Origin of the sequence: Lysinibacillus sp. NPDC056232 (assembly GCF_042267565.1) — a bacterium.
In the GTDB taxonomy this organism is placed as follows: Bacteria; Bacillota; Bacilli; order Bacillales_A; family Planococcaceae; genus Lysinibacillus.
In genome coordinates this window covers 1-12,776 of record NZ_JBHJTF010000022.1, presented here as the reverse complement: position 1 = coordinate 12,776, position 12,776 = coordinate 1, and the positions used below count along the sequence as shown (strand labels likewise).

Sequence of the window (12,776 nt, the reverse complement as noted above, 5' to 3'; positions counted from 1 at the left end):
CGCTAGGTGCTGAATTTGGTAGCCTTACTATTTAATAGGGCAGCATAGGCGACACCCTTGCCATGATTACCTGAGGAAACAACTACGCCTTGTTGTAATTGTTCTAATGGTATGGAAAGCATTTTATTGAGAGCCCCTCGAAGCTTAAAGGAGTTTGTTTTTTGCATATTCTCGGCTTTTATGTAGACGTGACATCCTAAAAGATGATCGAGCCCTTGTAATTGAATAATAGGCGTTTCAAATATATAAGAGGAAATCCTTCGTTTAGCAGCATGAATTTGTTCAAGTGTTAACATACAGCACACCTCATTTTGATGAAGTGTTTGAAAATTCTAACTTTGTAACATAGCTGTAGATTTACAGGGGATTTATGTCAATCATTAAATGGTAAGTGATTATGCACAAATTACTGCCACATCAGATAGAATACTTACTTCTATCTTGAAAAATTATGAGTATTCATCCTATAATAAAAAGGTTATAGTAAAAACATTAAAAGGGAGCGTCCATAATGGCGAACGAAGCAAGATCGCAGGTGAACATTAAGCTCATTTCTACGATTCGACCGATTGATGGGGAATCTGAAGGTTATGAAATGTTGCTGACAGGGCAGCTACTTGAAAAAGCAGGAAGCATCTATTTGAAATATGAAGAGGTGCAGGAAGATAAAACGATCCGCACAACTATGAAGCTAGGCAATGAACAGGCATTAATTATGCGTAATGGAGCAGTAAAAATGCGACTACCACTGAACATAATGGAACAACAAATGGGTCATTATGAAAGTGAATTCGGTTCAATGCCACTCGTCATAGTCACGAAAGAAATGACGTTTACAAGGCAGGCAGTAAGCGGAGATTTCCATGTACAGTACGATTTACTAATGGGTGGGCAATCCGTTGGCAATTATACATTAGACATTACATTTACGGAGGTACAATGATGAACGCAGTAGAACAAGTACAACAAGCCATTAAAGTGGCAATTGCGCAGGCTATTGAAAAAGCTAGCTTAGTCGAAGCTGGCACAGAGTTAAATATTCACCTAGAAACACCGAAGGATAAAGCAAATGGGGACTATGCAACAAACATTGCTATGCAATTAACGAAGTTAGCAAAAAAACCACCTCGTGCCATTGCAGAAGCTATTTTAGAGAATATTGACACAGCAGGTACAGATATTGAAAAAATCGATATTGCAGGCCCTGGCTTCATGAATATTACTGTGCGTAAAGATTTCCTATCAGGTGTAGTAAAAGCAGTACTTGAGCAAGGTGCTGACTATGGTCGTTCTAATGCTGGAGCAGGTGAAAAAGTTCAAGTTGAATTCGTATCTGCGAATCCAACAGGTGATCTTCATTTAGGTCATGCGCGTGGAGCTTCTGTAGGGGATTCATTATGTAACGTATTAGATATGGCAGGTTTCGATGTATCTCGTGAGTACTACATTAACGATGCGGGTAACCAAATTAACAACTTAGCTTACTCACTTGAAGCGCGTTATAAGCAAGCTTTAGGATTGGAAGCTGAGATGCCAGAGGATGGCTACCACGGTTCAGATATTATTGAAATCGCTGGTAAATTAGCTAGCGAGCATGGCGATGCAATTTTATCTAAAACAGATGAAGATCGTTTTGCATTCTTCCGTCAACATGGTTTAGCGTTAGAATTAGACAAGCTAAAAACAGACCTTGCTAACTTCCGTGTAAACTTTAATGTGTGGTATTCAGAAACTTCACTATACGAAAACGGCAAAATCGAAGTAGCGTTAGATAAACTGAAAGCGAATGGCCATGTATTTGAAGAAGACGGTGCTACTTGGTTCCGTTCAACAACATTTGGCGACGATAAAGACCGCGTGTTAATTAAAAATGATGGCTCTTTCACATATCTGACTCCAGATATCGCCTACCATGAAGATAAAATTGTACGTGGCTTCGATAAATTAATTAATATTTGGGGCGCTGATCACCACGGCTATATCCCACGTATGAAAGCCGCTATTCAGGCGCTTGGTTACGACCGTGATACACTTGAAGTAGAAATCATCCAAATGGTTCAACTTTATAAAAATGGTGAGAAATTCAAAATGTCTAAACGTACAGGGAACGCAGTTACAATGCGTGAGCTTGTAGAAGAAGTTGGCTTAGATGCAGTTCGTTACTTCTTCGTGAAAACTGCAGGCGATTCTCACATGGACTTTGACCTTGACCTTGCCGTATCTCAATCAAACGAAAACCCAGTGTATTACGCACAATATGCGCATGCACGTATTTCTTCAATTTTACGCTCAGCAAATGAGCAATGCTTTGCTGCAACAACAGATCATTTAAGCCTGCTAACTGCTGAAAAAGAAATTGATTTACTGAAAAAAGTGGGCGACTTCCCGAAAGTGGTAGCAGATGCTGCGAAGCACCGTACACCACACCGTATCGCCAACTATATTCAAGACACGGCAGCTGCATTCCACAGCTTCTATAACGCTGAAAAAGTGTTAGATGCTTCAAATAAAGAGCTAACAGAAGCTCGCTTAGCCCTTATCACTGCTGTTCGTACAACAATCGCCAACGCACTACGCTTAATCGGCGTATCAGCACCAGAAAAAATGTAATAATCGTCATTCTAGCCCCCGGCACAACAATGTGCCGGGGGTTTTTTGTGTAGATATGTCTTTGACGGATATAGCAGTTGAAGCGAAGGATAGAATGGACGGGGTGACGGAAAGAACAGCCAGAGCGAAGGAAAGATTTATCAGAGCGACGGAAGGAGCAGCCGGGGCGACGGAAAGAATCCGGGGCGACGGAAAGAGCCGCCAGAGCGACGGAAAGATTCATCAGAGCGACGGAAAGAGCAGTCGGGGCGACGGAAAGAGCCGCCAGAGCGAAGGAAAGATTTATCAGAGCGACGGAAGGAGCAGCCGGGGTGACGGAAAGAACCGCCAGGGCGACGGAAAGAACAGCCGAAGCGACGGAAAGAGCAGTCGAAGTGACGGAAAGAATCCAGGGCGACGGAAAGATTCATCAGAGAGACGGAAGGAGCAGCCTGAGCGACGGAAAGAACAATCGAAGCGACGGAAGGAATCATCAGAGCGACGGAAAGAGCAGTCGAAGTGACGGAAAGATTCATCAGAGCGACGGAAAGATTCATCAGAGCGACGGAAAGAACAGCCGAAGCGACGGAAAGAATCCGAAGCGACGGAAGGAATCATCAGAGCGACGGAAAGAGCAGTCGAAGTGACGGAAAGAATCCAGGGCGACGGAAAGATTCATCAGAGCGACGGAAAGATTCATCAGAGCGACGGAAGGAGCAGCCGGGGTGGCGGAAAGAACCGCCAGGGCGACGGAAAGAGCAGCCGTGGTGACGGAAAGAACCGCCAGGGCGACGGAAAGAACAGCCGAAGCGACGGAAAGAACAATCGAAGTGACGGAAAGAACAATCGAAGTGACGGAAAGAATCCGGGACGACGGAAAGATTCATCTGAGTGACGAAAAGACCTGCCAGAGCGAAGGAAAGCCCCCACAAACCAACGGAAAGCGCCGCTAAAGAAATGGAGGGTAACCCGAAATAATCATATTCATCTCCTTAAATCAATAATTTTCTGTAATTTTCAGATATTTTGTTGATGTTTACGTTAGCGTCAATGATATACTGATGAAAAATGGGAAAGGGGAGATGATATTGAAGACGATTCAAGAAGTGGCTAAGCAGTTTAATGTTTCGACACGGACAATTCGTTATTATGAGGAGCTAGGGCTGCTTCATCCTAATCGATCATCTACTAATCAACGAACCTTTTCAAAAAAAGAATTAGCGAAGCTTAAGCTTATTTTCCGGGGGAAGCGGTACGGTTTTTCACTTGAGGAGATCAAGGAGATGGTATTGCTGTTTGATTATGATCGCACGGGTCTTCAGCAGTTGGAGCGTACGGTCGAATATGGGGAGCAAAAAATTCAAGAAGTTAATGGCAAAATAGCAGAGCTTGTACAGATGAAACACGAGTTACAGCAATTACAAGGCATGTTTACAGAAAAATTAGCGACTTTAAAGGGAGAGATGGACGATGAATAGTTCGAATTTGTTAGCACGTAATGCGCGAAAATACCCTATGAGTGAAGCGGTTGTTTGTCAGGACAGACGAGTGACTTATCGTGATTTAGATGAGCAAGTGACACGTCTTAGTCATGCTTTAGTCGAGCAGGGTGTGCGGCAAGGCGATAAAGTAATCATTTTTATGCCAAATGTTGTAGAGTTTGTTGTTAGTTATTTTGCTATTCAGCGCATTGGGGCTATTGTCGTTCCAGTAAATGCGAAATTTACGCTGCAAGAGGTCGAGTATGTAGCTCGGCATGCTGATGCTAAAGCTATTCTTGTACATGAGGCAATTTTTGCAGCAGTCGAAAATATTACGATAGTCCCTTTAAAAATCAAAACGGGTCAAGAGCAGGCTGGCTGGCTAAACTATGAAACACTTATTGAACATGCAAGCATCCAAACAATTGATTGCCAGTTGAATGAAGATGATGTCTCAACGATTTTATACACATCGGGTACAACGGGAAAACCAAAGGGTGTATTGTTTAGCTATCGCAATATTTTAACTGTAGCGCAAATGATTGCAGTGGAAATGGAAGTAAAGCCAGAAAGTCGAATTCTTCTTATGATGCCGTTGACGCATTCAGCTCCATTACATTTATTTTTAATGGCAGGGGTACTTGTAGGCTCAACAAACGTGTTAACACCAACGTTTACACCTGATTTATTGATTGATTCGATCGAGCAGGAGCGGACAACGCATTTCTTTGGGGCACCTGTTGCATATTTGTTAACGGCCCAAATGCCAAGATTGCAAACGGCTGATTTATCATCGATGAAATGGTGGGCTTATGGTGGCGCACCGTTATCACAAAACGAAGTCCGTCATTTACAACAAGCTTTCAGAACAAAAAATTTAACATGTGTCTATGGCTTAACAGAGGCTGGTCCAAACGGTTCAATATTGTTTGGTGAAGAGCATGCTACGAAGGCGGGTAGCGTTGGGAGGCGTGCACCACTTGGAGCGGAGCTACGTATTATCAACGACAATGGAGAAGATGTCAGTGTTGGTGAAGTAGGAGAAATTGTGTTATTCGGTGAGGGCAATATGAAGGGCTATTACAAGGATGAAATCGCAACAAAGGCCGCATTTATAGATGGCTGGCTGAAAACAGGTGACTTAGCTCGCTTAGATGAGGACGGCTATATTTGGATTGTCGATCGTAAAAAGGATGTCATTTTTTCAGGCGGTGTGAATATTTACCCGAAAGAAATTGAAGATCGTATGTTGAGCTATGAGGGGATATTTGAAGTGGCTGTAATCGGTGTACCGCATCCGGAGTGGGGAGAAACGGTGAAGGCTGTTTATGCTACTAAAACAGATATTGACGAGAACGGACTTAAAGCTTATTTAGAGGAGCATCTTGCTAAATATAAAATTCCACGCATTTTTGAACGTGTGGAAGCGTTACCACGAAATGCATCAGGCAAAATACTAAAACAAACTTTGAAGGGACAAGAGGTGAGATAAACATGAAGATTTTACAGCAGGAAGAAATGAAAACAAAGAACTTTTTTAAAGAGAATGATACACTTCATAAAGTTTTAGAAATGATGCTAGATAAAGAGTTTGTAAAATATGCAACACGTGAGCTAACAGATTTCGGTGAGCTTTGTGCAGGGGATATTGATGTGAGAGCCAAGCATACGGATAGAGAGGGTGAACCTCGATTACAAAGGTATAATGCCTATGGTGAAGAAGTGTCAGAGATTTGGGTTAATGATGGCTATAAAAAAACAATTGAAGAGACGTACAATACCGGCATTGTGGGCTATGTGCATAAAGATATTCCGCAATTAGGTAGAAAGGGCAATTATGTGTATAGCTTTGCTCAAGGCTATATACTATCACATGCTGAGCCAGGCTTTTACTGTCCTGTTACGTTAACGATGGCAACTGCTTATTTACTTGATCATTATGCGAGTGATGAGGTGAAGGAGCGCTTTTTACCACATGTATGTGCAACAGGAGAGACGGAGCTCTATGAGGGGGCTACATTTTTAACGGAGCGTCAAGGTGGCTCTGACGTTGGCGCGAATGTTGTAGAGGCAAGGAAGGATGGCAATCAGTATCGTTTATATGGTGAGAAATATTTTGCATCTAACGCAGGAATGTGTGGAGTAACTATGGTATTGGCTCGCATGGAAGGGGCTCAGGCAGGCTCAAAGGGCTTAACATTGTTTGCAGTTCCATGGCGAAATGAGGATGGCGCTGTTAATAACCTCCGTATTCGACGTTTAAAGGATAAACTTGGTGTTAAAGCAGTCCCTTCTGGTGAGGTGGAATTTGATGGTGCATTGGCTTATGTTGTAGGTGACCCAAATAAAGGAATTTATTATATGCTGGAGGCGCTTAATTTATCAAGAATTTGCAATGCGGTTGCTTCTATCGGCATTATGCGGCGCGGCTATTTAGAGGCGAAGCACTATGTGACGAATCGCCATGCATTTGGTAAGCCTTTAACGCAATACCCTATGATTCAGGATACACTAGGGAAATTTGCTGCCAAACTTCATGTAGAAGTTGCTACGGTTTTTGACCTTATTCAGCTGTACGATAAAGTAACTAGTGGGCAGGGGAATAAAGAGGACATCATTTTGAATCGCTTGTATATTGCGATCATGAAAAAAGAAACAGCAGAGCAAGCTGTACATTATGCGAGTGAAGCCATTGAATTACATGGCGGAAACGGCTATATTGAAGATTTTGTTACACCTCGGTTATTAAGAGATGCACAGGTACTTACTGTGTGGGAGGGGACTGCGAATATTTTAGCTTTAGAGCTCATTCGTTTAGTTGATAAGTTTCATGCGCACGAAATGTTTGTTCGTGTCATGGAAGAACGTCTAGAAAAACTAGCTGACAATCCATTAGTCGAAATTGTCGTGGATCAATTAGCAACACTAGATGCAACTTTGCAAACATTTAGCCGTTTAGATGATGCAACAAAAACGTTTGAAGCAAAAAAAGTCGCTGAGAAAATGGCACATTTATATGAAAGTGTTGTAGCAGTCGAATGGGCACAAAGATTCGGCGGCAAATATGAGAAACTAGCAGATATTTATTTAGAGAACACATGGGCATTACGAGAAATGGGTGCACCAATGAAAACGGTACAGTATTTTTCAGATATAGTTTAACTTTTTTCAGCGGGTGTCCAAACATCTGCTGAAAGAAGTTAAAGCGTCACAGATTCGGAAAGGGGTTCTTGTAGAGGATGTTAGTCTAAAATCATCGCAACCATGCGATAACGGTTAACTGACCTGCATCATGCCGCTGACGCTACGCTTTCACGCAAAAAACATCTGCAGGCCTAAGCACAAAGCCAAATCCGGACGCAATTATGCCGAGGCATAATTGATTTGATTAGGAGTCGTCTCGAATGGAGGCGACTTCTTTGATTTTCATGTATAATACAATCAACTGAATATTATAAAGGTTCTTTACTTAAGTAAAGTGAAAAGGGAAATCGGTGTAATTCCGATGCGGTCCCGCCACTGTATGTGTGAGTTTTTTCAATCAGCGCCACTGAAAATTTCGGGAAGGTTTGAAAAAGCGTATGAAGCACGAGCCAGGAGACCTGCCTTTATAGAAAACACGTTGTAGCCTACGAGGATAGGATGGTGGATTTTGTATATTTATATTGTGCAAATTTGACCCCCTCATTTTTTTATGATGAGGGGTATTTGTTTTGTAAGATGAATATCGATAAATTTGGAAAAGTGGGCGATAAATCCGCAAAGTTGGGTGATAAACCCAAAAAGTTGGGCGATAAATCCGCAAAGTTGGGCGATAACCTCAAAAAGTTGGGTGATAAATCCGCAAAGTTGGGTGATAAACTCAAAAAGTTGGGTGATAAATCCGCAAAGTTGGGTGATAAACTCAAAAAGTTGGGTGATAAATCCACAAAGTTAGGCGATAAACCCAAAGTTGTGCGGTAAACCCCAAAAGTTGAGTGATAAATCCGCAAAGTTGAGCGATAACCCACAACGTTGGGCGATGAATCCAAAATTGGATGATAAATCCGCAAAGTTAGGCGATAACCCACAACCTCGAGCGATAAAAACCTAAATTGTATCGATGAATCAGAAAAACAAGTCGTTCACTATATGCACAGATAGACTAAGGGGGATTCACATGAAGAAATTTTGGAAAATAGGATTATCAGCATTTTTAGCTGTTGGCTTGCTTGCAGCATGCAACACAAAAGAGGCGACAAATGACAAGCCGTCATCTGCTGAGCAGCAAGAGACATCAAAAGTAGATCAAGCAACATTCCCAATGACGATAACGGATGCTTCTGGCAAAGAGATTACGCTAGAAGCACCTCCTGAAAAAATAGTCTCTCTCATTCCAAGTAACACAGAAATTTTATTTAGCCTTGGCTTAAATGATGAAATAGTGGGTGTAACAAATAATGACGATTATCCACCAGAGGCTGCTAAAAAAGAAAAAGTTGGCGGTATGGATTATAATATTGAACAAATTATTGCTTTATCGCCAGATATCGTTCTTGCGCATGCATCGGGTATGAGTTATTCAAAAGGAGCAATTGAACAGCTTGAGGCTGCAGGTGTGAAAGTATTTGTTGTAGCGGATGCCAAAAACTTTAATGAGACTTACACGACGATTGAACAGCTTGGTCGTGCAACAGGAAAACTAGAAGAGGCTAAAAAAGTGGTCGCAACTATGAAGGCAAAGGTTGCAGAAGTTGAAACAAAACTTGAGGGTGTTAAGCCAAAGAAAGTTTTTGTAGAGTCGACTGATGAGCCAGAAATTTATACAGCTGGTAAAGGTACATTTATGAATGAAATGCTAGAAATGATTCATGCCGAAAATGTAGCAGCAGATACAAATGACTGGTATCAAATTGATGCTGAACAAATTATTGCGAAAAATCCAGATGTCATTGTTGTGACATATAATTATGTACCGAATATTTTAACGAAAATTCCGCAACGTCCAGGCTTTGAGACAATTACTGCTGTAAAAAATAAAGCCATTGTACAAGTGGATGAAAATACGACAAGTCGTCAAGGTCCTCGATTGGCAGATGGTTTTGAGGAATTAGCAAAGGCCATTTACCCAGAGGCGTTTAAATGAGTAAAACAATTGTAGCCTATGTAACAGCAATTACGCTTTTAATCATTAGCATCTGGTGTGGTGTGGCGATAGGCTCAGTTCATATTCCATTAGAAGTATTGTGGAATAAGGACGCTGATGAAACAGTTGCCAATATTTTATGGAAGATTCGTTTACCTCGAGTTCTACTAGCAGGGCTTGTAGGGGCATCACTTGCTATTGCAGGGGCAGCTTTTCAAGGCTTATTAAAAAACCCTTTGGCTGATCCTTATACGTTAGGTGTTTCTTCTGGTGCATCAGTGGGCGCAGTGATGACGATTTTCTTTAGTGTCTCAATACCTGTAGTCGGTCATTTTACATTGCCAGTCTTTAGTATGATAGGTGCCATATTAACGATGGTAGCTGTTATGGGCTTTGCTAGAATAGTAGACCGTTCACTAAAAATGGAAACTCTTATTTTAACAGGGGTTATATTTAGTTCATTTTTAGGTTCCTTGATTTCATTAATGATTGCATTATCTGGTGAGGAGCTACGCCAAGTAATCGGATGGCTGCTCGGCTCAGTATCGATGCGTGGTTGGCCTTACGTTCAGATGATAATCCCATTTGTTATCATTGGTTCCATTATGCTTTGGACACAAAGACGCGAGTTAAATGTTCTGTTATATGGAGAAGAACGTGCGAAGCATTTAGGTGTCAATGTTAAGCGTAGTAAATATATTATTTTAGTGGGTGGATCCATGTTGACAGGAGCAGCGGTAGCTGTTTCTGGAACGATTGGCTTTGTTGGTTTAGTTGTTCCTCATATGACGAGAATGGTTTGGGGTTCAGATCATCGTCATTTATTGCCATTATCATTTTTAAATGGGGCAACTTTACTAATTATTTGTGATTTAGTAGCACGAACAATTATTGTGCCAAGAGAGCTGCCGATTGGTGTCATTACTGCATTTATTGGGGCGCCCGTTTTTTCCTATATTTTTTATAAACAACGTAGAGGCAAGGGGGTACGGGCATGATTGTTGTTGAACATCTTTCTGGTGGCTATGAAGATGTACCGATCGTCCATGATATTAGTTTTTCCGTTGAAAAAGGAAAAATACTAGGGATTTTAGGGCCGAATGGTAGTGGGAAATCCACACTGTTAAAAGTAATAAGTGGCATACTACCAGCAACAGCAGGCACTGTATTAGTAGATGGTAAAAATAGTAGCTCTTACAATGCTCGTGCATTAGCAAAGAAGATGGCAGTGCTGCCACAATTACATGCTAATGCCTTTTCAAACAGTGTAAGGGAGGCAGTATCACTTGGACGTTATCCACATCAAACAGGCTTCTTTTCAAGCTGGACTGATCGTGATGAACAAGCCGTTCAACATGCAATGATACAAACAGATGTGAAACGCTATGAACAGACACCGATGGAATTTTTGTCGGGCGGTGAACAGCAAAGAGTGTTTGTCGCCCAAGCTCTTGCACAAACAGCGGAAATATTGCTACTAGATGAGCCAACCAACCATCTAGATATTGCGCATCAACGTCAAATTTTAGATATGGTGCGAAAGGAAGCAATAGAATGTGGTTTGACCGTTATTATGGTACTGCATGATATGAATTTAGCTTCTCTTTATTGTGATGAATTATTACTAATGGAGGAAGGACGGATGCGGGCATTTGGGGCGCCACATGAAGTATTAATCGCTTCGCAAATCGAAGACGTTTATCATGCCCGAGTGGCAACTTATGCACATCCAGAAATTCCAAAGCCTCAAATTACAATGATGCCAGCCTCCGTTGAACAGCAGCAACGTGCTGTCATTAAAAAAGAAAATTTCACTGTTACAGATCATTACATTCAGCTTCAATCAGAGTTTCCTTTAAAAACGGTGTCCTCAGCTGTCCATAATCCGGGTATCGGTTGGTATGATTGTCTGTTAAATCGCTCTGTACCGATAGATTATGTCATTAATGATGTAAAGAGAGAGGTCGCTGAATTTTTACAAAAGGAGCATTTTTCATCTACAAGTACAGTCGTCATGTTAACAGCTGTCCCAACAAATCTTGTAGCTATTAATGAATTTCAAGCTTCCTTTGGTAGCGTTCTTGTGGCTGTTACGGCTGGAGTTGGTAATGCTGTTGATGTGTCTCGTGCCCATGAAAGACAAGATGAACCATATATTGGTACTATAAATACGTGGGTTATCGTGAATGGTTGTTTATCAGAGGAAGCATTTTTTCAAGCAATGATGACAGCTACTGAGGCGAAAACAAAGGCATTGCAATCAGAAAATATTCGTGATGAGCTTAGTGGTACGATGGCGACAGGTACTTCTACAGATAGTTTATTGATTGCTGCGACACAAAAAGGGGAAGAAATGCTGTACGGCGGTCCTATTACTGAAGTAGGTAAAATGATCGGTAAAGCTGTTTTTGAAACAACTGTGCAGGCAATAAAAAATTACAAAAATAATTTTAGGAGATGAGAGAGATGAAGCTTTACACGAAAACAGGCGATACAGGGAAAACAAGTCTTATCGGTGGACGCGTTGATAAAGATAGCTTACGCGTAGAGACATATGGGGCCATTGATGAATTAAATTCTTTTATTGGTAAGGCAGTTAGTGAATTAGATCGTGAGTTATTCAAGGATATTCTAATTGATTTAGAAACGATTCAACATGAGCTTTTTGATGCAGGCGGTGACCTTGCTAATGTCATGAAGGAGCGTCATTATAAGCTGACAGAGCAGCCAATTGAAGTGTTGGAATCGCGTATTGATGCATTGTCAGATGAAGCACCACCGTTACAGCGTTTTATTCTACCAGGTGGTGCACCAGCAGCTGCAACTTTACACATTGCTCGAACAGTAGCACGTCGAGCAGAGCGTCAAATGGTAACGCTTATGAAGGAAATCGAAGATGTACCGACAATTGTACAAAAATATTTAAACCGTCTATCGGATTATTTATTTGCGGTTGCGCGTGTTGTTAATTTTAGATTGAATGTCGCGGATGTTGAATATATTCGAAGTGGCAATGTGTTTAAAAAATAGCTTGTAATTTATCGTCATTTAGCAAATGGTTTTTGTAGCTAAAGAAATGCATCAGTAACAAATGTTTTTTGTAGAGAAAACAAAACGACAGCTAAAATTATGTCAAGGCGAAGTTGATTCATAGACATAGGGCACTCATTATCAAAAATTATGGATAATATTTGATATAGGTTGATTGGAGTGGAGACTGGGCGACTCCTCGGGGATTAGCAATAGAGGAACGAAGGCTAAAACCATCACGTCCTGTGATAACGCCTTCGTGACCAACATCGTGTTGGCCCGAGACCCTGGAGCGAGCACCGCGAGTGAAGCGGCTCATCGGACGCCCCCAGGAAGCTTTGCTCTGCGCGAAAGCGAAGCGTCAGCGACAAAGCGCCCAGTCGGAACGGAAATCAACCACACGTTATGGTGAGAATTAGTATTATAAAGAATGAAAAAAATGGTCACTTTGAAAATTAAACTGTACCCTATAAGATAGACACTTTGAAAAAAGTCTATCCTATAGGGTACTTTTGTTTATAATGAGAAAAAAGATGTCGGAGCGGAATGAA

15 protein-coding genes and 1 riboswitch are annotated in these 12,776 nt (G+C 41.5%); of the genes, 13 read left to right on the top strand and 2 right to left on the bottom strand.

All coding sequences use genetic code 11. The features are described from left to right. Positions 1 to 2: 2 nt before the first annotated feature. Entirely contained in the window at positions 3 to 296 is a 294-nt protein-coding gene (locus ACFCYJ_RS16180; protein WP_376074991.1) for a pyridoxal-phosphate dependent enzyme, read from the bottom strand. A gap of 215 nt (positions 297 to 511) precedes the next feature. Here ACFCYJ_RS16180 and ACFCYJ_RS16175 point away from each other — a divergent pair, with 215 nt between their 5' ends. The 13 genes from ACFCYJ_RS16175 to ACFCYJ_RS16115 all read left to right on the top strand — a co-directional run bounded on the left by ACFCYJ_RS16175 (position 512) and on the right by ACFCYJ_RS16115 (position 12,225). Beyond that, positions 512 to 943, top strand: coding sequence for a YwiB family protein (locus tag ACFCYJ_RS16175; protein ID WP_376074989.1), 432 nt, complete (start codon positions 512 to 514; stop codon positions 941 to 943). After that, positions 943 to 2,610 carry an arginine--tRNA ligase gene (gene argS, locus ACFCYJ_RS16170; protein ID WP_376075094.1) on the top strand — a complete coding sequence of 556 codons (1,668 nt, stop codon included), beginning with the start codon at positions 943 to 945 and terminating at the stop codon, positions 2,608 to 2,610. The genes ACFCYJ_RS16175 and argS overlap by 1 nt, the downstream gene beginning before the upstream one ends. Positions 2,611 to 2,713: 103 nt before the next feature. Beyond that, the gene (locus tag ACFCYJ_RS16165) at positions 2,714 to 3,112 is read left to right on the top strand and encodes a hypothetical protein (RefSeq protein ID WP_376074987.1); all 399 of its coding nucleotides are present in this window, start codon (positions 2,714 to 2,716) and stop codon (positions 3,110 to 3,112) included. Beyond that, positions 3,109 to 3,360 (top strand): hypothetical protein, encoded by a 252-nt coding sequence (locus ACFCYJ_RS16160; RefSeq protein WP_376074985.1) that lies wholly within the window; start codon positions 3,109 to 3,111, stop codon positions 3,358 to 3,360. Before ACFCYJ_RS16165 ends, ACFCYJ_RS16160 begins: the two co-directional genes overlap by 4 nt. A gap of 59 nt (positions 3,361 to 3,419) precedes the next feature. Further along, positions 3,420 to 3,542 carry a hypothetical protein gene (locus ACFCYJ_RS16155; RefSeq protein ID WP_376074984.1) on the top strand — a complete coding sequence of 41 codons (123 nt, stop codon included), beginning with the start codon at positions 3,420 to 3,422 and terminating at the stop codon, positions 3,540 to 3,542. 135 nt (positions 3,543 to 3,677) lie between these two features. Beyond that, entirely contained in the window at positions 3,678 to 4,067 is a 390-nt protein-coding gene (locus ACFCYJ_RS16150; RefSeq protein ID WP_376074982.1) for a MerR family transcriptional regulator, read from the top strand. Then, positions 4,060 to 5,562: a class I adenylate-forming enzyme family protein gene (locus tag ACFCYJ_RS16145; RefSeq protein ID WP_376074980.1), complete on the top strand. Its 1,503-nt coding sequence runs from the start codon at positions 4,060 to 4,062 to the stop codon at positions 5,560 to 5,562. Before ACFCYJ_RS16150 ends, ACFCYJ_RS16145 begins: the two co-directional genes overlap by 8 nt. A 2-nt stretch (positions 5,563 to 5,564) precedes the next feature. Then, positions 5,565 to 7,232: an acyl-CoA dehydrogenase family protein gene (locus ACFCYJ_RS16140; protein ID WP_376074978.1), complete on the top strand. Its 1,668-nt coding sequence runs from the start codon at positions 5,565 to 5,567 to the stop codon at positions 7,230 to 7,232. A gap of 279 nt (positions 7,233 to 7,511) precedes the next feature. Continuing rightward, a riboswitch (cobalamin riboswitch) is annotated at positions 7,512 to 7,694 on the top strand. Positions 7,695 to 7,712: 18 nt separating this feature from the next. After that, positions 7,713 to 8,033, top strand: coding sequence for a hypothetical protein (locus tag ACFCYJ_RS16135; RefSeq protein WP_376074976.1), 321 nt, complete (start codon positions 7,713 to 7,715; stop codon positions 8,031 to 8,033). Between the two features lie 196 nt (positions 8,034 to 8,229). Beyond that, the gene (locus tag ACFCYJ_RS16130; RefSeq protein WP_376074975.1) at positions 8,230 to 9,195 is read left to right on the top strand and encodes an ABC transporter substrate-binding protein; all 966 of its coding nucleotides are present in this window, start codon (positions 8,230 to 8,232) and stop codon (positions 9,193 to 9,195) included. Continuing rightward, positions 9,192 to 10,193 (top strand): FecCD family ABC transporter permease, encoded by a 1,002-nt coding sequence (locus tag ACFCYJ_RS16125; protein WP_376074973.1) that lies wholly within the window; start codon positions 9,192 to 9,194, stop codon positions 10,191 to 10,193. The genes ACFCYJ_RS16130 and ACFCYJ_RS16125 overlap by 4 nt, the downstream gene beginning before the upstream one ends. After that, complete coding sequence (locus tag ACFCYJ_RS16120) at positions 10,190 to 11,656, top strand: adenosylcobinamide amidohydrolase (RefSeq protein ID WP_376074971.1); 1,467 nt, start codon at positions 10,190 to 10,192, stop codon at positions 11,654 to 11,656. Before ACFCYJ_RS16125 ends, ACFCYJ_RS16120 begins: the two co-directional genes overlap by 4 nt. Before the next feature lie 5 nt (positions 11,657 to 11,661). Then, positions 11,662 to 12,225 carry a cob(I)yrinic acid a,c-diamide adenosyltransferase gene (locus ACFCYJ_RS16115; protein WP_376074970.1) on the top strand — a complete coding sequence of 188 codons (564 nt, stop codon included), beginning with the start codon at positions 11,662 to 11,664 and terminating at the stop codon, positions 12,223 to 12,225. Positions 12,226 to 12,373: 148 nt separating this feature from the next. Here ACFCYJ_RS16115 and ACFCYJ_RS16110 read toward each other — a convergent pair whose 3' ends face one another. Then, positions 12,374 to 12,544, bottom strand: coding sequence for a hypothetical protein (locus tag ACFCYJ_RS16110; RefSeq protein ID WP_376074968.1), 171 nt, complete (start codon positions 12,542 to 12,544; stop codon positions 12,374 to 12,376). Positions 12,545 to 12,776 lie beyond the last annotated feature (232 nt).